This is a genomic window from Halomonas sp. TP35, from assembly GCF_052375975.1.
In the GTDB taxonomy this organism is placed as follows: Bacteria; Pseudomonadota; Gammaproteobacteria; order Pseudomonadales; family Halomonadaceae; genus Vreelandella; species Vreelandella citrativorans.
Map to the genome: position 1 here is coordinate 108,491 of NZ_JBQSUZ010000003.1, position 22,002 is coordinate 130,492.

The window sequence follows — 22,002 nt, forward strand, 5'->3', positions numbered from 1 at the left end:
TGTGCAAACTCATGGCGTTGGTGCAATGAGGCATATGAGTTATTGCTCAGTTCGAGGGTACATGCAGCTGTTTGCTCTGATTAGCATAAGGAAAGAACCAATCAGCGGGTCATCTGACGACTTGGAAATATGGCTGATGCTATATGGATAAGCAGTATCTTGTTAACATGCTGGATAAGCGTTAGTTAGTCAACATGCGCAGCACAATCATCGCGTGCTTAGCCAAGGTAAGTACAGCATTAAATAAATACGACGTTCAATAAGTCCCGGTAATACCAAGAAAACCTAGTACCAGGAAAGCTTAGCACCAAGACAACTGAATCGACACGCTATCAACGATCTCTTGTCAGCAGAGCTATTTCTAGTAATTTTTGGGTAATTTCTAGCAATCAGCCCTGTAGCAGGCAAGGTCGAGTCAGGCCTGTAGTTCGATGGTAGTCAAGGCCCGCGATAAACGCAAGTCTTTGCCAATTGACAATAGCCCAAGTGCACCGCAACCTTGGCAAAGCCAATACGAAGGATAGCTCATGCCCAAGGACATTTCACCTCCTGTTAGCGAACTGGAAAACGCAGTACCACAGCGGCTAGCCGCCATTGACCTCGGCTCCAACAGTTTTCACCTTCTGGTAGCCAACTATCAAAATGAGCGTCTACAAGTCGTTGCTCGATTGGGTGAAAAAGTCCAACTGGCGGCTGGACTGGATGAAGAAGGCAAGCTTAACGAAGCAGCCATTCAGCGCGCCCTGGATTGCCTGGGTCGCTTCGCGCCGTTTTTAAGCGATATTGAGAGCGCAAACCTGCGTATCGTGGGCACCAACGCCCTGCGTGACGCCCACAATAGCCAAGCGTTTATTGAACGGGCTGAAACACAGCTTGGTCACCCCATCGAAATTATTGCGGGCCGTGAAGAGGCCCGGCTTATCTATCTAGGGGCTGCTCATGCCTTGGCCGAAAACGGACGCCGCTTGATTGTCGATATTGGTGGCGGCTCAACAGAATTTATCATTGGTGAGGAGTTTGAGCCCAATGCGCTGGAAAGCCTGCGCATGGGCTGTGTGACCTTTACCAGCCGCTACTTTCCTGACGGCGAGATTAGTGAAAAGCGCATGCGCCGCGCCGAACTGGCCGCGTTATCAGAACTTGCCCATATCCAGCGCCCCTACCTACGCCTTGGCTGGGAAGACCCGGTAGGCTCCAGTGGCACTATTAAAGCAGTAGCCAGCGTTCTTCTCGCCTACGGCGACACACCCACTGAAGGTGTGATTACGCGTAGCGGGCTCAAAAAACTGCGTGAGCGCCTGCTCAAGTGCAAACAGCTGGACAAAGTCGAGCTCGACGGGCTAAAGCCTGACCGCGCACGAGTTTTCCCTGCTGGGGTGGCCATTTTAAGTGCCATCTTCGAGGCATTTGATCTGAATCAAATGCGTTTTGCCGACGGCGCCCTGCGCGAGGGTGTGCTCTATGATATGGCTGGACGCAATAGCGCAGAAGACACGCGCTCCAAAAGCCTTGACGTTCTCCAGCGCATTTACGACGTGGATACCCGACAGGCCGATAACGTGGCCGAGACCGCACTACGTCTGTTTAAGCAGGTGCAAGGCGCCTGGTCGCTCACCCATGAACACCGTTACTATCTTCAGTGGGCCAGCCATGTACACGAAATTGGCTTGGCTATTTCCCATAGCCAGTTTCATCGCCATGGCGCTTACCTGCTGGAAAACTCTGATCTGGCGGGTTTTTCACGTCCGGAGCAGCATCAGCTGGCCTTTCTAGTGCGTGCCCATCGGCGTAAATTCCCGCTCAAGGAGTGGCAGGCGCTCCCCAAGGCGCAGCACACGCACAGCATACGGCTTGCCCTATTGCTGCGCCTGGCAGTACTGATTAACCACTCACGCCCCGAAAACGCCCCGCCCTTGCCGAACATTAGTGTTGATGCCGACAGCTTAACGCTGGCACTGCCCGCCAGCGATGAACCAACGCTACTCAGCACCGATATTGAGCAGGAGCAGGCTTATATGGATGCCGCAGGCTTCACTCTGAACGTCGTACAGGAAGGCTAAGAGAGGCAGACGGGCGCACCGCCTACGAGACAAACCTTACGTTAGCCGCTTTCCAGAGCACTCTGGCAGGCGGCTGAACCACGCCAAGGCAAGTGTCTTCCGCCATGACCATCACCAGCCGCTCGCGCTCCCATGGGGGAATTTGGGCCTCCTGAAGCAGCCTTTTAACGTCTCGGCGCCCTCGCTCGGCAAGCGCAATCACTTCACCTCCCTGGCGCCAGCGCAACGTTAACGGCGTCTCGGACTTCAACGAGAGCTCCAGCGCACCTAGCGGTGTTGCTTGCCCTGCCCTGCCATCCCAGGCACACTGCCAAGCCGGTAGCGGCTCAAGCGGCGCCATTAGATAAAGCCGCTGTTGCCATACCCGAGCCTCGGCTCCTGGCCACGTGACGTGTACACCAGCATCCGGTGCGGCCGTTAATTGATCAAGCAGCGTCTCAAGGCGACGCTGAGGCGGGGTCGGCAATAATCGCTGTTGGCACCAGGAGCGTACCAGCAACCGCTGGCGAGGCCGTGAGCGCGTGGCCAACGCAAGGGCATCAATACTCTCCAAATCGGTGCTGTTAGCATCTGTGCGAAGCGTCTCCAATTCCGCTTGAGCATACTCACTGAGCAGTGCATCCGCTTCCCCGGCATGCTTAGCGCTATGGGAAAACGCGCCAGCCATTTCGGGCCAGCGCGCTTTGAGAAGAGGCAACACGTCATGACGCAGGCGGTTACGATCAAGCGTGACATCGCTATTAGTGGGGTCTTCGCGCCATTCAAGGCCGATTTGATGCGCTCGCCCCTCCAGGCAGCGCCGGGCAATCGAGAGCCAGGGCCGAACGAAGGTAAGGCCGTGTGCATGACGACAGTGTGGCATTCCCGCTAACCCGCGAATACCGCTTCCCCGCAGGGCAGCCAGCAGAAACGTTTCCGCTTGATCATCCTGATGTTGGGCCAGCCAAACGGTGCCCCCTGAGGGGACATGTTCATGAAACGCAGCATAGCGCGCCTGACGCGCTGCCGCCTCAATACCGCCAGCGGCGTCAACCGTTACGCGCACCACACTAAGCGGCACGCCAAGCTGCTTGCAAAGCGCTTGGCAGTACTGCTCAAAGTCATCGGCAGCGGCCTGCAGGCCATGATGAATATGGATGGCGCGCAGTGGGCGATTGGCCTGACGGCAAACAGAAACTGCCAGCGTCAGCAATAAGGCGGAATCGAGCCCCCCGGAAAGCGCGACCCAAATAGAGCGCCCCGGTGGGGTTTCCACCAGGGCGTCGTTTAACAGGCGTTCAAGCTGATTAGGCAGTTGGGGCGCCATAGCTCATTAAACGCTTATAACGGCGCTCCAGCAGGGCATCTGTATCCAGTGCCTGAAGGCGCTCAAGGCCCTCGGTGACGATCTCTTTAACACGCTCCGCCGTCGTCATCGGATGACGATGCGCACCGCCTAGCGGCTCTTTAATCAGCCCATCTACAAAGCCAAGCTCTTTTAAGCGCTCTGCGGTGATCCCCATTGCCTGGGCCGCATCAGAGGCTCTTTCAGCACTTTTCCAGAGAATAGACGCACAGCCTTCTGGTGAAATAACCGAATAGGTGGAGTACTGAAGCATGTACAGCTCATCGCATACGCCGATCGCCAATGCCCCACCGGAGCCGCCTTCGCCAACAACCGTTGATATAATCGGTGTTTTTAAGCGCGACATGACCGCCAGGTTGTAGGCAATCGCTTCACTCTGACCACGCTCTTCCGCGTCAATGCCTGGATAAGCACCGGGGGTATCGATAAAGGTTAAAATCGGCATTTTGAAGCGTTCGGCCATTTCCATCAGACGACACGCTTTACGATAACCTTCAGGGCGAGGCATACCGAAGTTACGGCGCACCTTCTCTTTAACATCGCGTCCTTTCTGGTGGCCGATCACCATTACCGGCTTATCATTCAAGCGCGCAACGCCGCCTACCAGGGCAGCGTCATCAGCGAAGTTACGGTCGCCATGTAGCTCGTCAAAGTCGCTAAACATATGCTCAAGATAGTCGAGCGTATAAGGGCGCTGAGGATGACGCGATAGCTGAGAGACCTGCCAGGGAGTCAAATCCTTGAAGATCGATTCGGTCAGCTTACGACTTTTCTCCTCCAGCCGGGATATCTCATCGGAGAGATTAACGCTGTCGGAGCTAACCAAACGCAGCTCCTCAATTTTTGCCTGAAGCTCGGCAATGGGCTGTTCAAAATCGAGATAATTGGGATTCATCGGCTCTGCCTGTAAGCTGCCTATAAAAAAGGCCTTGTCGAAACGAGTATCTAATAGACGTATTATCGCATCCTGACCCTGCCACGCAAGGCAGGGTCTGCTCAATTACGCTACCCAACCGTCTTACGGTCAGGTTTAGCGGTAACGTAGCTGAACCCCCGCCTGCCCTTCCACATCGCGCAACGCAAGCAGCAAGTCATCACTGGGCGCGACTTTCCATTCACCGGCAAGCTCCAGCCAGCCGACGGCTTGGGCATGGCGATACTGCAACCGCACCGGCAAACCGCCATTATCCCGGTAGGGCGCTAAACTATCACGCAGACTCTCGACCAAGCGGCCATTGATACGCTCGGCGTCCAGTGCAAGCTCAACGGCATCGCCATAGCGAATACGGGCAGTGACCATAGGCGTTACATCTTTTCCACGCAGTCTAAGCCCGCCGGAGAAATCGTCACTGGAAACTTCGCCTTCAACAATCAATACCTGGTCAGCTTCTATCTGACCACGCAACTGATCGAATAGCTCACCAAACAACGATGCTTCAATACGCCCGGTGCGATCATCCAGGGTGATAAACGCCATGGTATCGCCACGTTTGGACTTCATGGTACGCATCGCAACCACCAGCCCGGCCACCCGCTGAGGTTCCCGGGAGGGTTTTAAATCGCTAATGCGTGTTGATACAAAGCGTTTTAATTCACGCTCATATTCATCAATCGGATGCCCGGTAAGATAAAGACCGAGGGTATCTTTTTCGCCTGAAAGGCGCTCGCGGTCGGTCCATTCTCGCGCACCGAGGTACTCAGTGTAGACGTCGGGCGCTTCGTCTTCGGCATCAGCAAAGGCCTCGCCGAACATGTCCAGCATGCCCAAGCTCTGGTTGGTGTGGTTCTGGGCGGCAGCCTTCAGGGCATCTTCCATAGAGGCCGCCAGCACGGCCCGGTTAGGACCAAGATTATCCAGCGCCCCTGAGCGAATCAGCGCCTCAAGGGTGCGCTTGTTCATACGCTTAGGGTCAAGCCGACGGCAGAAATCGAACAGGTCGGTGAACGGCCCACCCGTCTGGCGCGCCTCGACAATTGCCCCGATGGGCCCCTCGCCCACCCCACGAATCGCACCCAAGCCGTAAACCACGCGCCCTTCGGTATCCACGGTAAATTTGTAGCCGCCTACATTCACGTCTGGCGGTGTAACGGTCAGTTTAAGGTTGCGGCACTCCTCGATTAACGGTACCACTTTATCCAGATTGTCCATCTCGGTAGACATAACCGCGGCCATAAATGGCCCTGGATAATGGGCTTTCAGCCACGCGGTCTGGTAAGACACCAGCGCGTAGGCGGCAGAGTGCGACTTGTTAAACCCGTAACCGGCGAACTTTTCCACCAGGTCAAAGATGTTACCGGCAAGATTCTTATCGATACCGTTGGCCGCACAACCCTCCATGAAGCCATCGCGCTGCTTGGCCATCTCTTCGGGCTTTTTCTTACCCATTGCTCGGCGCAGCATATCGGCCTGGCCCAGCGAGTAGCCTGCCATTACCTGAGCGATCTGCATGACCTGCTCTTGGTAAAGGATAATACCGTAGGTAGGCGACAACACCGGTTTTAACAGCTCGTGCTGGTAATCCGGGTGTGGATAAGATACTTCGGCACGGCCATGCTTACGGTTGATAAAGTCATCGACCATGCCTGACTGCAGCGGGCCGGGGCGGAACAGCGCCACCAGAGCGATCATGTCGTCCAGCGAGTCCGGTAGCAGGCGCTTGATCAACTCCTTCATGCCGCGGGACTCAAGCTGGAAAACGGCGGTAGTTTCAGCACGCTTGAGCATCTCAAACGTTTTGCCATCATCCAGCGGAATCGCATCAATGTTCAGCGGTTCCTGGCCATTCACACCGCGAACCTTATCGACCATCTCAAGCGCCCAGTCGATAATGGTCAGCGTACGCAGACCCAAAAAGTCGAACTTGACCAGCCCGGCGTCTTCGATATCGTTTTTATCGAACTGAACTACCAGCCCATTGCCGTTTTCATCGCATAACAAAGGCGAAAAATCGGTCAGCTTGGTAGGAGCAATCACCACGCCGCCCGCGTGCTTGCCGGTACCGCGCGTCGTGCCCTCAAGCTTGAGGGCCATTTCCCAGATCTCTTCAGCTTCTTCGTCGTTAGCAATGAACTCTTTAAGCGCGGGCTCCTGCTCGATCGCCTTGCCAAGCGTCATGCCCACTTCAAACGGGATCAGCTTGGAGAGCTTGTCACCCAGTGAGTACGGTCGGCCCTGAGCACGTGCCACGTCGCGCACCACAGCTTTGGCCGCCATGGTGCCGAAGGTAACAATCTGCGATACCGCGTCGCGCCCGTAGCGCTCGGCCACGTACTCAATCACCTTGTCGCGTTTTTCCATGCAGAAATCGACGTCAAAGTCGGGCATGGAGACACGTTCAGGGTTCAAAAAGCGCTCGAAAAGGAGGTCGTAGCCGATGGGGTCAAGATCGGTAATCTTTTGCGCGTAGGCGACCAAGGAGCCCGCACCGGAACCCCGTCCCGGCCCGACCGGCACGTTGTTGTCCTTGGCCCACTGAATGAAGTCCATTACGATCAGAAAGTAGCCAGGGAAGCCCATCTGAATAATAACGTTAAGTTCAAACTCAAGCCGGTCGCGGTAACGCTGGTCAATTTCCTTGTATTCGTCACTTTCGCGCGGGTAGCGCTCGACAGGAAACAGGAAGTTCAGACGATCCGTCAGGCCGTCGTGGGAGACCTTGCGGAAAAACTCATCCTGGGTCATTCCCTCGGGGATTTCGAACTCAGGCAAAAATATCTCACCCAGGCGTACATCCACGCTGCAGCGCTCAGCAATCATCACGCTGTTTTCCAGCGCCTCGGGGATATCCGAGAACAGTGCGGCCATCTCGTCCGGGCTTTTTAAATACTGCTCTTCGGTGTAGCGGCGTTCACGGCGGGGGTCATCCAGCGCCTTGCCTTCACCAATGGCGACGCGCGTTTCATGCGCCCAGAAATCCTCCCGCTCAAGAAAGCGTACGTCATTGGTAGCCACCACTGGCGTGCCGGTATCGATGGCAAGCTTGACGCTGGCATGCACGCACGCCTCTTCAAGCGGACGCCCGGTACGAATCAGCTCCAGATAGAAACGATCCGGAAAGGCAACCTGCCACTCTTCAAGCAGCTGACGCGCTTCACGCTCATGATCGGAGAGCAGATGGCGGCCAATCTCGCCCTCCCGCGCCCCGGAAAGCGCAATCAGGCCTTCACTTTGTTCAAGCACCCAGCGCTTATCTAAAATGGCCCGCCCCTGACGCTGGCCGTGGGTCCAGCCCTTGGAGATCAGCTCGGTCAGGTTGCGATAGCCGACATCGTTCATCGCCAGCAGCGTTATACGGTAAGGATGTGACTCATCGTGGGGATTAAAGAGCCATAAGTCGCTGCCAATAATGGGCTTGAGTGCGGCCCCTTGAGCGGCTTTGTAAAACTTCACCAGGCCGAACAGATTTGTTTCGTCGGTTAGCGCCAATGCCGGCATGCCGCGATCAAAGGTAGTGCTGACCAACGACTTAAGTTTTACCAAGCCGTCGACCAGGGAGTATTCACTGTGCAAACGTAGATGAACAAACGGTACCGTCATGACACTCTCGGTAGAATCTCGGTAAAAAGAAATGAACTAACGTTAATTAACGCAGCGACAGCACTTAAATGAGTGCTAGTTGACGCTGGACGGGGGCGAAGCTTCGGCGGTGCTCCTCAAGCGGCCCGTGAGCGGATAGCGCCTCAAGATGCTCTTTCGTTGGGTAGCCTTTGTGGCGTGCAAAGCCGTACTCAGGATAGCGCATATCCAGCGCAACCATCTGGGCATCGCGCGCGACCTTGGCAAGAATCGACGCCGCAGCAATGGCGGGATGGCGCGCATCGCCTTTGACCACTGCTTGCCCCGGCAAACTATGTCCCGGCAAACGGTTACCGTCCACCAGCAAGTACTCAGCCGCAGGGGCTAAACCGTCAATCGCACGGCGCATTGCCAAGTGCGTGGCGTGGTAAATATTGAACTGATCGACTTCGGCAGCGCTTGCCTCAGCGACCACAAAGGCTAACGCCTGCTCGCGTATCAACACATCTAACGCTTCACGCTTACGGGCGGTGAGCTTTTTAGAGTCAGTCAGACCGTCAATGGGGCGTGCTGGGTCCAGAATCACCGCCGCGGCCACGACGCTACCGATTAACGGCCCACGCCCAACCTCGTCGACCCCCGCCAAGCGCTCGCCCACATAGGCGATCTCAAGCGGCGGAAAATCGCCTGGTTTAGCGGGCATTGTAGCGCTCCAGTGGCTGGCCTAATGCGATAGCCGTGATTGCCTCAGCGGCGCGTCGACTGGCGTTGCGCTGCAAGTCGGCGTGCATCGCCGCAAAGCGTGCCTCTAACGCCAATCGTGCTTCGTGATCGCTAAGCAACTCGTGAAGCTGGTCTGCGATAGCTTCAGGTGTCGCCGCGTCCTGAATAAGCTCAGGCACCACGCTTTGCTGCGCGATCAGATTGGGTAGCGATACCCACTGGGTTTTCACCATACGCTTGGCGAGCCAATGCGTGGCCGGCGCCATCTTGTACGCAACCAGCATCGCCCGGTGACACAGCATGGCTTCAAGCGCGGCGGTCCCTGACGCCAGGAGCACGGCATCACTGGCAACCATTGCCTCTCGCGCTTGGCCATTTAACAGCTGTACACGCTCGGCAAGCGTTGGATAGTGAGACAAGAGCGCCTGAATTTCGTCATGACGCAGCGCTGAGGCAGCCGGAATCAAAACCTTTAGCGTGGCATGGCGCTGGCACAGCAGCTCAGCGGCGGCTAAAAACGTATGACCCAGAAAACGTATTTCGTTGCTGCGCGAGCCTGGCAATAAAGCAAGCACCAGCGCATCTGCATCAAGACCTAGTGCCTGGCGCGTTGCGATGCGGTCATTTTCAAGCGGCAGCTCGTCAGCAAGCGGGTGGCCCACAAACACGACAGGAACGTTATGGCGCAGGTAAAAATCCGCTTCAAAGGGTAGCAGGGTGAGCATGCCATCAACGGATTTGGCAATGCCTTTCACGCGACCCTGTCGCCACGCCCAAACTGAAGGACTGACGTAGTGGGCCGTTTTGATTCCGGCATTACGCAGCTGCTTTTCCAAGCCGAGCGTAAAATCAGGCGCGTCAATACCCACCATGATATCCGGCTGCCAGGCGAGCGCTTCGTGACGTAGCGTGCGGCGCACACTTACCAACTCAGGCAGGTGTTTGATGACCTCAACCAGCCCCATCACAGAAAGCGTTTCCAACGGAAAGCGGCTTTGCATCCCTTCAGCGATCATGCGTGGCCCACCAATCCCACGAAACTCAACCTCTGGATGGCGCGCCTTAAGCGCACGCATCAGGCCTGCTCCAAGGATATCCCCCGAAAGCTCGCCAGCCACCAGATAAACGCGCTGCAAAGTCATAAGCGAATGGACATGGTTAGCGCGTAATGCCGCGGGTCGAACGCTCGATAGAGTCAGCGAACTCAGTCACTTCCTCAATATCAAAGCTCGCACGCATCTCTTCAAGCGCTTGCTCGACGGTAAGCCCCTGGCGATAGACCATCTTATAGGCAGCGCTCAGCGCATTAATCGCCTCACGGCTAAAGCCGCGGCGTTTTAAGCCGACGAGGTTCAGGCCTCGCGCTTCTGCCGGGTTGCCGTTAATCATGACGTAGGCAGGCGTGTCTTTAGTGATAATAGAGCCACCGCCCGCCATGGCATGTTCACCAAAGTGACAAAATTGGTGCACGGCAGATAGGCCACCCAGGATAGCGTAATCACCCAGCGTTACGTGCCCGGCGAGCGTTACCTGGTTGGCGAGGATACAGTCATTGCCGATGACACAGTCATGGCCCACGTGTACGTAGGCCATAAACAGATTGCGGGAACCAATCGTCGTTTCACCACGGTCTTGTACCGTACCGCGGTGAAGCGTCACGCCTTCACGGATAACGTTATCGTCTCCCATGACAAGACGAGTAGGTTCACCAGCGTACTTTTTGTCCTGACAATCCTCACCTACCGAGGCGAACTGAAAAATACGCGTGCGCTTCCCCAACACAGTGGGTCCTTTGACCACTACGTGCGGGCCGATTATGGAGCCTTCGCCGATCGTGACGTTAGCCCCAATAACACTAAAAGGGCCAACCTCAACGTCATCTGCGAGCGTTGCTGTTGGGTCAACCAGTGCAGTAGGATGTATCAAGCAACCTTCCTCTCAGCACAAATAATTTCTGCTTCACAGGCCAGCTCTCCGTCAACCGTGGCGCGACACGCAAATTTCCAAATGCCCCGCTTGCCACGAATTACATTAGCCTCCAGTTGAAGCTGGTCACCTGGCATAACCGGGCGCTTGAAACGCACATTGTCGCTACCCACCAGGTAGTACACGTAGCCATCCGCTGGCAGCTTGTTAACTGTTTTAAAGCCTAAAATACCGCAAACCTGGGCCAGTGCTTCGACTACCAGCACACCCGGCATAATAGGATGATGTGGGAAGTGGCCGTTGAAAAAAGGCTCGTTAATACTAACGTTTTTGAACGCAACGATGGATTCGCCCACAGTTAATGCTGTTACTCGATCCACCAATAAAAACGGATAGCGGTGGGGCAAGTATTCGCGAATTTCGTTAATATCCATAACCATCGTAACGACCTCAAAATGAAAAACGCCTGATAGGCATCAGGCAAATACCAGCACTTTGTCTGGTTAAAGGGCAAGGAATTATACCCTGCCGCCCTCTCGTCTCAAGCTACTTACTTAGTAAACAATATGGCTTTTAGGCGTCACGCGTCGTTTTTTCCAGCCGAGACAACCGCTTGGCTATATCATCCAACTGCTTAAACCGCACCGCATTTTTACGCCACTGCGAATTACTCATTGCCCCCGTACCTGACGAGTAGACGCCGGGAGTATGAATCGAGTTGGTCACAAGACTCATCCCGGTGACCTGAACACCATCACAAATCGTTAGGTGGCCTGATAATCCAACGCCCCCTCCCAACATGCAGTGCTTGCCTACTTTGGTGGACCCTGCAATACCGACACAGCCTGCCAAAGCACTATGGGCACCAATAGTGACGTTATGAGCGATTTGTACCTGACTATCGATTTTAACGTCATCGCCAATCAGGGTATCGCCTAGCGCACCACGGTCAATGCTGGAGCAACTGCCCACTTCGACATTATCACCCAGCACAACGCCACCTAACTGGGCAATTTTGTGCCAACCTTCACCGTCGTGGGCAAATCCAAAACCGTCTCCACCAATCACACAACCACTTTGTAAAATGACCCGTTTGCCAATAATCACGCCATGACACACGGTCACATTGGCATGCAGCCGAGTATTTTCGCCTATAACGCTATCAGCGCCGACGACACTACCAGCACCCACCACAACGTGGTCACCCAGTGTTACGCCCGCTTCTACTACGGCGTGGGCCTGGATCGAGACGCCTTCACCCAACGTTACGCTGTCGGCAACGACCGCGGTGGGATGAATTCCCGCCTTATCACGTGCAGGCAGTGGGTCAAATAACTGAGAGAGTTTGGCATACCCCAGATAGGGGTTTTCCATCTCAAGCTTTGGCACCGGGCAGCTCTTGCCATGCTCAGGGTGAAGCAGCACGGCTGCCGCCTGAGTGGTGGCCAAATCCTTGAGGTAAGCGCGATTTGTTAAAAAGGCCACTTGATCAGATGTGGCCTCTTTAAGTGTTGCTAAACCACGAATGGGTAGCGCGGCATCACCTTCAAAGGTGACCCCTAAATGGCGAGCAATGTCCGCAAGTGTAAGATGGTGAGATGCGTGCGTCATGGGAGCCCAATAAAGCAATAGTGCAGCACAGCTACACCGACAGTCATTAAAAATTAATTACATCGAATCAAATATTTGCGTAACTTCATCAGTCACATTAGGCAAATCAACCGAGGAATGAAGCACTCCTTGAGGCTCAACCAATACATCAATATTGTGACGGTTCAGCACTTGCTCCACCGCTTGCTCAAGCTTGAGTTCCGCACCTTCCAGAAACTGCTGTTCTGAACGCTGCTGAGCCTCCATAACATCACGACGTAACTGCTCAAAACGCGAACCTTTCTGCTGCAGCTCAGCGATCAGTGTTTCACGCTGCGACTGAGACATCGTTTCGCCTTCGCGCTGCAAGCGTTCTTGCAACTGCTGTAACTCATTTCCCAGGCTTTGGGCTTCACTCTGCTGACTGCCAATCTGGTTTTCCAGCTGATTTAGCGAGGTTTGAGCCGACTGGGTATTCATCAGCGCAGCTCGCCAATCCAGCACGGCAACCTCTGCAGCTTCTGCTGCATGAACCGGTAAAACAATCGCACCAAATAAGCACACGGCCGCTGTCAGTTTACGCATCGAGTCACTTCCTTATCATCAAGCGGGGGCGCTACCAAGGGCGCGCCCCTTTAGCAAAGTTAGAATGTTTGTCCCAGCGAGAACTGGAAGAACTGTGTGTCATCACCGCTTTTGTCTTTAAGCGGCTCCGCGATGCTAAAGGTCAGCGGGCCAACCGGTGTTAACCAGGAAAGGCCAACGCCCACACTATAGCGCAAATCGCCCAGGTCGACGCCAGAACTACACCGCTGACGATCCGCATCAGCTTCTAATACCTTGTAGCAGGAGCTCAAGAACGTATTACCGGCATCCAGGAACAGCGAAGGCTGCACAGAACGCTGGTTCTCTACAAAAGGCATGGGGAAGATAACTTCGGCACTACCTTCCACCAACACATTACCGCCCATTGTGCGATCACGCCCCCCTTCAACACCCGGCGTGGTAGCTTGCCCCAATGTATTGGATGTAAAGCCACGTACCGAACCTAAACCACCTGCGTAAAAATTCTCATAGAAGGGAAAAGGATCGTTTGAATCAAACGTATTGGCATAGCCAAGGTTACCGCTAAACTTAAGTGCCCAACTCTCGTCGTTATTGAGCGGGTATAGCTGCTGAGCCCGAGCGCGCAGCTTATAATACTCTGCATCGCTGCCCGGCACGCCGGTTTCAAGCGACAGGCGCTGATAGTTACCGGCTGTCGGCATCACGCCTCGGTTAAGGTTGTTACGCGTCCAGCTCGCCGTGAGTTTAAAGCTTTGAGCGCGCTCCCCCTCGTCATCCACATAGCGACGAATTTCTGACGCCGTATCGTTGTAGGTTTTGATTTTAAGCTCTTCAATGCTCGCCCCGAAGTTGAGGCGAGACAGCTCACTTACCGGATAGCCGAAGTTAATACCCGCACCATACGCATCGGTCGAGTAGGTAGAGATATCCGAGTCGGCGTAGTCCGTTTCACGGTAAAATACGTTGTAGCCGCGAGAAATACCGTCAAGTGTCCAGTAAGGATCCGTGAAGGCAAAGTTAACGCTGGTGAATGTGTCGCTGCGCTGCGCGCCAATATTGACCCGGTTACCCGTGCCCAGGAAGTTGTTTTGTGCCAGTCCAACCCCATAGATTACCCCAGCACTTTGCGAAAAGCCCACGCTGGCAGACACCGAGCCTGAGGGCTGCTCCTCCACGCGATAGGTGACATCCAACTGATCAGGCTGACCTGGTACCGGCTGGGTATCCACTTCGACCTGGCTAAAGAAGCCAAGCCGTTCAAGGCGCTGGCGCGACTGAGTAATTGAGTCGGTCGACGCGGGAGCGCCTTCCATTTGAATCATTTCCCGACGAAGCACTTCATCCTGGGTGGTGGTATTACCATAAAACTCAATACGTCGAACATAAGTGCGCTGACCAGGTTCAACCGCGATGACCAGGTCAACCGTTTCACCGTTATCCGCCATTTCAGGAATACCCTGAATATCGGCGAATGCAAAACCTTCAGCGCCCAAACGCTGGCGTAGCGCTTCGGTAGATGCGTTCACCTGACCACGAGAGAAAATGTCTCCGCTATGGATCTCCATTAGTTGGCGTGCTTCGCTTTCGCTGATTTGCATATCACCAACAAAGCGGACATCACCTACTCGATACTGGTTACCCTCATCAACATTAAGCGTAACAAATATTTCGGACTTTTCAGGCCCAATGGAAACTTGCGTGGAGGTAACATCAAAATTTACATAGCCACGATCAAGATAGAAGGTGCGAAGGCGCTCGATATCGCCCGATAAAGCTTCACGAGAGTACTCATCGCTTGAAAACCAGCCAAAGAAGCGCCCCGGCTTGTCGTTCAGCTCAAAAACATTGCGCAGCGTTTCATCGTCAAAATCCTGATTACCGACAATATTGATTTGACGAATCTTGGCTACTTCGCCTTCATTAATATTGATATTGACCTGTACACGCCCTTCATCAACCTGTTCAACCTCGGTCGTAATTCGAGCACTGTAGCGTCCCTGGCTCTGGTAAACACCTTCAAGCTCACGCTGAATCTCTTCAAGGGTCGAGAGTTGCAGCACTTGGCCTTCCGACAACCCTGACTGGCGTAAGCCGTTACGCAGGTCCTCTTCTGAAATCTGCTTATTGCCAGCGAGGTTCAAGCGCGCGATGGTCGATCGTTCAACGACCTGAATAACCAATACATCGCCTTCGCGAGCTAGTGAAACATCTTCAAATAAACCAGTGGCAAACAAATCGCGTGCGGCTGACGCTAGCTGCTGCTCGCTAACCCGATCATTAGTACTGACAGGAAACGCATTAAAGACCGATGCAGCGGATACCCGCTGCAGTCCTTCCACTCGAATGTCCGAAACATCAAAGGATTGTGCCTGGGCGCCGCTAGCGCCTACCAGCAAGAGTGCTGCCATTCCAAGGGTCTTGATTTTCATGCTGTCAGTTCGCTCGCGTTGGTCTGCCTATCACGTTAGATAAGCACCATATACATTTGTGCAGGCAGATGACAAGGCATCCTGCGCGCTACACGCGTCATTACCAAAGGCGCATCAGATCAAAATACAGAGCCATCACCATCAGGCCGCCAACCATGGCAAGCCCAATGCGCAATCCAATGGCTTGGGTTTGTTCAGAGACCGGCCGCCCACGTACGATTTCCAAGAAATAGTAAAGCAAGTGTCCACCATCGAGCACCGGAATAGGCAATAAATTAAGCACGCCAAGGCTGATGGACAAATACGCTAAAAAGCCTACAAATGCTTCCATTCCAGCACGGGCCGAATCACCCGAAATTTGCGCAATCGTAATAGGACCGGAAAGATTGGAAGGTGAAATCAAACCTACCAACATTTTACGAATCGCATCAACGGTTAATAAAATCATATCGCCGGTACGCGATAGCGCTTGTCCAACCGCTTCGATAGGCCCATAACGAATTTCGCGCTGTAGCGACTCAGGCCACGTTACCGACTCAACGCCTGCACCAATGTACCCAACCTCACCGCCACTCTCCAGCAGATTGCTGCCCGGCGTTAGTGTTAGTGTGCCCTGCTCGCCATTTCGCTCATAGGCTACGCTAAGCGTTTCACCCGCACTACGTCGGATCATAGTGACAAACTGCATCCAATCTTCCACAGGCATGTCGTCAATCGCAATAATATGATCGCCTGCTTGTAACCCCGCGTTTGCGGCAGCTTCGCCATCTACCACCTGGCCTAATACTGCTGGAAATTCTGGCTGCCAAGGCGTCATACCCAAGGATTGCAGTGGCTGGGGCGGGTCTTGGCGGGTCAGGTAGTTATCGACCTCCAGCGCGTAAGCTCGTTCACTGCTACTGCCCTCAGGCAACACATTGATGGCTAGCGAGCCGCTAAAACCAATCATAGAGATAAGCTTTAGATTGACCTCCTCCCAGGAGCGTACGGCATCATTTTGAATAGCGATAATTTCGTCGCCGTGGGCAAGGCCTGCTTCAGCTGCCGGCGAATCAGGCAGCACATCGCCCACCATGGGAGCGACCACGGTCGTCCCGGATACAAAGAGCGCCCAGTAGGCAACAATAGCCAACAGGAAATTTGCCAAAGGTCCAGCGGCAACAATGGCGATACGCTGCCATACCGTTTTGCGATTAAAGGCCTGGTCAAGCTGATCTTCCGGTACCGGCGCTTCACGCTCGTCCAGCATTTTGACATAGCCGCCCAGCGGAATGGCCGCTATCGCGTACTCCGTCCCCTGGCGGTCCACAGTGGACCATAGCGGTTTGCCAAAGCCCACCGAAAAACGCAACACCTTGACGCCACAGCGACGTGCCACCCAAAAGTGGCCAAACTCGTGAAAGGTAATCAACAAACCCAGCACGACGATGATCGCTAAAATGTTTTGTAACAGGCCCACAATAAACTCCCTGGCACCCTGCACATCAGCCGATGCTTAAGTGACCTACTTGCTTCTCAATATTCGGTACGGCACTGCCTAGCCTGCTTGTAACATGACCCTTTGTGCTGCCTGCTGACGCGCCCAGTGGTCTGCAGCCAAGATATTTTCAATCGTATCGGCGTTGCCTGCATAAGGCTGCGACACGACCTCTTCAACCACGTTGGCTATTTCACCAAAGCTGAGCCTTTCCGCCAGGAACGCCTCAACGGCGACTTCATTGGCTGCATTGAGAATAGCCGGCGCTGCACCGCCCTTCTGCATGGCTTCACGGGCCAAGCGTAGGCAAGGAAAGCGCGCTTCATCTGGTGCTTCAAAATCCAGCTGCGCGATCTGAAAAAGATCCAGGGTTTCTACACCGGCCTCAACGCGCTCGGGCCATGCCAGCCCATAGGCAATGGGTATACGCATATCCGGGTTGCCCAGTTGGGCGATGACAGAGCCATCAATGTACGCCGCCATGGAGTGAATCACACTCTGCGGATGCACTACCACCTGAATTTGCTCGGGCGTTGCATCAAACAGCCAGCACGCTTCAATTAATTCAAGGCCTTTGTTCATCATGGTGGCGCTATCAACCGAAATCTTGCGCCCCATCGACCAGTTAGGATGGGCACAGGCCTGGTCGGGCGTCGCATTGGCAACCTTGTCCGCACTCCAGGTGCGAAAAGGCCCGCCAGATGCTGTTAGCAGCAGCTGTCGAACGCCGTGACGCTCAAGCCCGCCGCGATGTTTTACCGGCAGGCACTGATAGATGGCATTATGCTCAGAATCGATGGGCAACAGCGTGGCGCCAGAGCGCTCAACCGCCTGCATGAACAGGGCACCGCTCATCACCAGCGCTTCTTTATTAGCAAGTAGCACGCGCTTGCCCGCTTCTGCAGCAGCCAGCGCAGGCAGCAGCCCCGCTGCCCCAACGATGGCGGCCATAACGGCATCCACACACGCCTCACGGGCAACCTGGCAGAGTGCTTCACGACCCGCCAGCACGACGGTCGGTTGGTCAGCTTCATCAAGTGCTTGGCGAAGCCATTGCGCATCGTCACTATGATCGAGTACCGCGATACGGGGACGATGAACCAGGCACTGATTCAGAAGCACTTCCCTGGAGGTATGGGCCGTCAACGCATACACCCGATAACGCTCGGGATGACGGGCGATGACATCCAAGGTGCTCACCCCGATAGAGCCGGTTGAGCCCAGCACGGTAATCCACTGGCAGGACGATTGACTCATAAGACAGTCACCTGCCCTTGAAGAACGGGCAAATAGAGCAGCGCAAAGAGCGGAATCGCCGCCGTCAAGCTATCAATCCGGTCCAGCACGCCGCCATGGCCCGGTAGCAGCTGGCTTGAGTCCTTGATGTCTCGGTAGCGTTTGAGCATGCTTTCCAGCAGATCACCCAGCACTGAAATAAGCGTGACAATAACGGTGACTACCACCAAGCCAACAGCTACACCCGGGGTTAACGACTGCCAAAAGGCGAAGACAAGCGCCAGTAGCGTGGTGGCAACAAGCCCACCAATAACGCCTTCCCAGGACTTACCGGGGCTGACCCTTGGGGCGAGCTTGCGCTTACCAAAACGACGCCCGGCAAAATAGGCGCCGATATCCGCCGCCCACACCAGCAATAATACAAACAACAGCCATACGCCGCCGCTATCGCGCAGAATATTAAAGCCGACCCAGCAGGGCAGCAGCACCCATAGCCCCATCGCCAAGCGGCGTGGCGTTGACTGCCACTGCTGTCCTTTTTCCGGGTAATGGGTCACCCAGTAAAGATTAACCAGCCAGCCAAGGGCGGCGCACCATAAAGGCCATACTGCAAACGCGGCACCGGTGAGCCACATCAGTAGCATCACCACCGCAAGCCCGGCGACCAGCTGAACACGCTGACGCTGCCGGATAACGCCTGCCAGGTTCGTCCACTCCCAGGCCCCAAGTAACACCATCAAAGCGGTAAAAAGCGCAAACGCGCCACCTTGCAATCCAAACAGACCAACCAGCACCAAGGGCGCCAGCCAGGCTACGGTTATAATCCGCTGTCTAAGCACCTTGCGCCTCTATTTGTTCGTCGGTCATGCCAAAACGCCGACGCCGCTGACAAAAGTCGTACAGCGCACTGTCCAGCGCATCGGCACCGAAGTCGGGCCAGAGTAAGGGCGAGAAATGCAGTTCAGCATACGCTAACTGCCACAGCATAAAATTCGACAATCGCTGTTCGCCACTTGTTCGGATACACAGGTCAACAGGAGGCACGTGGTCTGCTTCCATTGCCCTGTCAAAGCAGGCTTCATCGATATCGGCAGGCTGTAACTCACCGGCGGATACCTGCTCAGCCAAATGTCGCGCTGCGCGTGCAATGTCCCACTGCCCGCCGTAATTGGCAGCGATCACTAGGTGCATGCCGGTATTACCTTCGGTCAGCGCTTCTGCACGCTGTATATACTTCTGAATGGCGTGAGAGAAGCCACGCCGTTCACCAATAATCGTTAGCCGAATATTGCGCTCATTAAGCTTTTTAACTTCGCGCTTGAGCGCCATCAAAAAGAGCTCCATCAACGCATTCACTTCAGCAGCCGGACGTTTCCAGTTCTCGCTTGAAAAGGCAAACAGGCTCAGCGTACTTACCTGGCGTTCGGCTGCGCGCTGAATTACCGCTCTGACGGCTTCGACGCCTGCACGATGACCACGTACGCCAGAGAGGCCGCGGGCCTTTGCCCAGCGGTTATTGCCGTCCATTATGATCGCGACATGCGACGGCAGTGCTTCGCCCAGGCACTTGGGTGGCGTGCTTGCGTCGTCCGGCTGTTCTTGAGGAAACTGCGGTGACGTCATGAGGTCTCGCACAAAAGCTCAGTCATAGTAAAGCCATAGGCCTAGCGGGCAGCCTGGCTACCCGCAGCTAAATAAAAGGCAGGTGCTTATACCTGCATCAAGTCCTGCTCTTTCGCGGCAAGCGCTTTATCGACTTCGGCAATATATTTGTCGGTCAGCTTTTGGATTTCATCTTCACCCTGACGCTGATCGTCTTCGGTAATCTCTTTATCCTTTAGCAAGGATTTGAAATCACCGTTGGCATCGCGACGCACGTTACGCACAGCCACGCGAGCATTTTCAGCTTCACTACGTGCCTGTTTGATATATCCCTTGCGTGTCTCTTCGGTCAACATGGGCATCGGTACACGGATCACATTACCCGCGCTTGAAGGGTTCAAGCCCAGATCAGAGGTCATGATAGCCTTTTCGATTTTCGGCACCATACCCTGCTCCCAGGGAGCCACCGCAAGCGTACGCGCATCTTCAACGTTAACCGATGCCACCTGGCTAAGCGGCACCTGGCTACCGTAATAATCGACGGTAACGGCATCCAGAATACTGGGGTGTGCACGCCCGGTACGGATTTTGTTGAAGTTACTGTTCAGCGCTTCAACGCTTTTTTTCATGCGAGATTCAGCATCTTTCTTAATATCATTAATCACGTTCTTACCCTCTATCTATTAGCGTGCCTTCCTTGCCCCCTACTACCAGGTTCAGCAGGGCACCAGGCTTATTCATATCAAATACCCGCACCGGCATATTATGGTCACGTACCAGGCAGATAGCGGTCAAATCCATAACGCCTAGCTTTTGGTCCAGAGCGTCATCGTAGGAGAGCTGATCATATTTTACGGCATCGGCATGTTTTAGGGGGTCCTTGTTATACACCCCGTCCACTTTGGTCGCTTTAATGACCACATCCACATCCACTTCAATACCGCGTAAGCAAGCGGCCGAGTCGGTTGTGAAAAATGGATTACCGGTTCCTGCCGAAAACAGTACCACGTCTCCTGACGTTAAATAACGGATGGCAGTGCGGCGGTCATAATGCTCTACCACACCACTCATGGGAATCGCCGACATTACCCGCGAACGAATATTTGAACGCTCCAGTGCATCGCGCATGGCCAACGCGTTCATGACCGTTGCCAGCATTCCCATGTGGTCGCCTGTGACCCGATCCATTCCGGCTTCGCTGAGCGCCGCACCTCGAAACAGGTTGCCGCCTCCAATCACAATCCCGACCTGCACACCAATACCCACCAGTTGGCCGATTTCCAGCGCCATACGGTCTAACACTTTAGGATCAATACCAAAATCGTGCTCTCCCATTAGCGCCTCGCCTGAAAGCTTCAGCAAAATACGCTTGTATTTTGACTTCGACTTTTCAAGTTTATGGGGCACAACAAGCGGGGTAGGCTCTTGAACATCTCGTGACATGGCATCTCTCCTGAAGCAGACTTGGACACAGGTGGGCGAAGCAACCCCCTATTTAGCAGGGGCCGGATACACGAAGGCGTGCGCTTACGCGCACGCCATCTTCTGACTAGAACGTCTGACCTTAACGACGGCCAGCCTGTTCCATAACTTCTTTAGCGAAGTCGACTTCTTCTTTCTCGATACCTTCACCCACTTCAAAGCGCGTGAAGCTAACCACTTCGCCACCGGCTGATTTAACAAACTCAGCAACGGATTGGTTCGGGTCTTTAACAAACGGCTGCTCGGTCAGGCTGTTCTCTGCCAGGTATTTCTTCAGACGGCCTTGAACCATTTTCTCAGCAATCTGCTCAGGCTTGCCTGCCATATCCGGCTGCGCCAGGATAATGGCTTTCTCTTGATCAAGCTCTGCTTGCGGCATATCAGCCGGGAGAGCAACAGACGGATTGATCGCAGCAACGTGCATCGCTACGTCTTTCGCTGCTTCAGCGGTGCCGCCCTTGAGCACGGTCAGAACGCCGATACGGCCGCCGTGAACGTATTCGCCCACTACGCCACCTTCAACCGCGTTAACAACAACGGCACGACGCACGCCGATGTTTTCACCGATTTTCTGCACCAGTTGCTCGCGAACAGACTCAAGTTCGCCCGCCATTACAGCAGCAACGTCTTCGCTTTTCGCAGCGAAAAATGCATCAACGATTTGGTTCGTGAAGCCGATGAAGTTGTCATCACGGGCAACGAAGTCAGTCTCGGAGTTGATTTCAACCATTACACCGTAGCTGCCGTCTTCAGCAACGCGGGTAACGACCGCGCCTTCAGCAGCGGTACGTCCGGCTTTCTTCGCGGCTTTTAGGCCCGAGCTTTTACGTAGGTTTTCAATCGCGACGTCGATATCACCGTCGGCTTCGGTGAGTGCTTTTTTACACTCCATCATGCCGAGACCGGTACGTTCGCGCAGTTCCTTGACCTGAGAGGCGCTGATAGCTGCCATGAGAATTCACCTCGGAAATGGTTCTATGAGAGTTAAACGCCCTACAGAGTGTAGCCATGATAAATGACTATCATATATCACTTTGAAGGTCGCTTGC

18 protein-coding genes are annotated in these 22,002 nt (G+C 54.5%); 1 reads left to right on the forward strand and 17 read right to left on the reverse strand.

Annotation, left to right across the window (positions count from 1 at the left end; all coding sequences use genetic code 11):
- Positions 1 to 527 precede the first annotated feature (527 nt).
- Positions 528 to 2,060: an exopolyphosphatase gene (gene ppx / locus ACT3RU_RS05805; protein WP_087109969.1), complete on the forward strand. Its 1,533-nt coding sequence runs from the start codon at positions 528 to 530 to the stop codon at positions 2,058 to 2,060.
- 22 nt (positions 2,061 to 2,082) lie between these two features.
- Here ppx and tilS read toward each other — a convergent pair whose 3' ends face one another.
- From tilS to tsf, 17 genes are all read right to left on the reverse strand, one after another.
- Positions 2,083 to 3,366, reverse strand: coding sequence for a tRNA lysidine(34) synthetase TilS (gene tilS, locus ACT3RU_RS05810; RefSeq protein WP_192527186.1), 1,284 nt, complete (start codon positions 3,364 to 3,366; stop codon positions 2,083 to 2,085).
- Entirely contained in the window at positions 3,347 to 4,300 is a 954-nt protein-coding gene (locus ACT3RU_RS05815) for an acetyl-CoA carboxylase carboxyltransferase subunit alpha (protein WP_192527187.1), read from the reverse strand. The genes tilS and ACT3RU_RS05815 overlap by 20 nt, the downstream gene beginning before the upstream one ends.
- A 135-nt stretch (positions 4,301 to 4,435) precedes the next feature.
- A complete protein-coding gene (dnaE, locus tag ACT3RU_RS05820; protein WP_192527188.1) occupies positions 4,436 to 7,942 on the reverse strand; it encodes a DNA polymerase III subunit alpha in 3,507 nt (1,168 codons plus the stop codon).
- Between the two features lie 64 nt (positions 7,943 to 8,006).
- Positions 8,007 to 8,624 (reverse strand): ribonuclease HII, encoded by a 618-nt coding sequence (gene rnhB / locus ACT3RU_RS05825; RefSeq protein ID WP_192527189.1) that lies wholly within the window; start codon positions 8,622 to 8,624, stop codon positions 8,007 to 8,009.
- A complete protein-coding gene (gene lpxB, locus ACT3RU_RS05830) occupies positions 8,614 to 9,786 on the reverse strand; it encodes a lipid-A-disaccharide synthase (RefSeq protein WP_192527190.1) in 1,173 nt (390 codons plus the stop codon). Before lpxB ends, rnhB begins: the two co-directional genes overlap by 11 nt.
- A 16-nt stretch (positions 9,787 to 9,802) precedes the next feature.
- Complete coding sequence (lpxA, locus tag ACT3RU_RS05835) at positions 9,803 to 10,570, reverse strand: acyl-ACP--UDP-N-acetylglucosamine O-acyltransferase (RefSeq protein ID WP_087109980.1); 768 nt, start codon at positions 10,568 to 10,570, stop codon at positions 9,803 to 9,805.
- Positions 10,567 to 11,010, reverse strand: coding sequence for a 3-hydroxyacyl-ACP dehydratase FabZ (gene fabZ, locus ACT3RU_RS05840; RefSeq protein ID WP_087109982.1), 444 nt, complete (start codon positions 11,008 to 11,010; stop codon positions 10,567 to 10,569). Before fabZ ends, lpxA begins: the two co-directional genes overlap by 4 nt.
- 133 nt (positions 11,011 to 11,143) lie before the next feature.
- Positions 11,144 to 12,181: a UDP-3-O-(3-hydroxymyristoyl)glucosamine N-acyltransferase gene (gene lpxD / locus ACT3RU_RS05845; protein WP_087109984.1), complete on the reverse strand. Its 1,038-nt coding sequence runs from the start codon at positions 12,179 to 12,181 to the stop codon at positions 11,144 to 11,146.
- Between the two features lie 57 nt (positions 12,182 to 12,238).
- Positions 12,239 to 12,745 carry an OmpH/Skp family outer membrane protein gene (locus ACT3RU_RS05850; protein ID WP_087109986.1) on the reverse strand — a complete coding sequence of 169 codons (507 nt, stop codon included), beginning with the start codon at positions 12,743 to 12,745 and terminating at the stop codon, positions 12,239 to 12,241.
- 59 nt (positions 12,746 to 12,804) lie between these two features.
- A complete protein-coding gene (gene bamA / locus ACT3RU_RS05855) occupies positions 12,805 to 15,156 on the reverse strand; it encodes an outer membrane protein assembly factor BamA (RefSeq protein WP_412767832.1) in 2,352 nt (783 codons plus the stop codon).
- A 100-nt stretch (positions 15,157 to 15,256) separates the two neighbouring features.
- Positions 15,257 to 16,615 (reverse strand): RIP metalloprotease RseP, encoded by a 1,359-nt coding sequence (rseP, locus tag ACT3RU_RS05860; protein WP_087109989.1) that lies wholly within the window; start codon positions 16,613 to 16,615, stop codon positions 15,257 to 15,259.
- Positions 16,616 to 16,693: 78 nt separating this feature from the next.
- Positions 16,694 to 17,890, reverse strand: coding sequence for a 1-deoxy-D-xylulose-5-phosphate reductoisomerase (gene ispC / locus ACT3RU_RS05865; RefSeq protein ID WP_192527191.1), 1,197 nt, complete (start codon positions 17,888 to 17,890; stop codon positions 16,694 to 16,696).
- Positions 17,887 to 18,708, reverse strand: coding sequence for a phosphatidate cytidylyltransferase (locus ACT3RU_RS05870; RefSeq protein ID WP_192527192.1), 822 nt, complete (start codon positions 18,706 to 18,708; stop codon positions 17,887 to 17,889). The genes ispC and ACT3RU_RS05870 overlap by 4 nt, the downstream gene beginning before the upstream one ends.
- Positions 18,701 to 19,492 carry a polyprenyl diphosphate synthase gene (gene uppS, locus ACT3RU_RS05875; RefSeq protein ID WP_087109996.1) on the reverse strand — a complete coding sequence of 264 codons (792 nt, stop codon included), beginning with the start codon at positions 19,490 to 19,492 and terminating at the stop codon, positions 18,701 to 18,703. Before uppS ends, ACT3RU_RS05870 begins: the two co-directional genes overlap by 8 nt.
- Positions 19,493 to 19,578: 86 nt before the next feature.
- Positions 19,579 to 20,136, reverse strand: coding sequence for a ribosome recycling factor (gene frr / locus ACT3RU_RS05880; RefSeq protein ID WP_087109998.1), 558 nt, complete (start codon positions 20,134 to 20,136; stop codon positions 19,579 to 19,581).
- Positions 20,137 to 20,140: 4 nt separating this feature from the next.
- Positions 20,141 to 20,914: a UMP kinase gene (gene pyrH, locus ACT3RU_RS05885; protein WP_087110000.1), complete on the reverse strand. Its 774-nt coding sequence runs from the start codon at positions 20,912 to 20,914 to the stop codon at positions 20,141 to 20,143.
- Positions 20,915 to 21,035: 121 nt separating this feature from the next.
- A complete protein-coding gene (gene tsf / locus ACT3RU_RS05890; RefSeq protein ID WP_087110002.1) occupies positions 21,036 to 21,905 on the reverse strand; it encodes a translation elongation factor Ts in 870 nt (289 codons plus the stop codon).
- Positions 21,906 to 22,002: the final 97 nt, after the last annotated feature.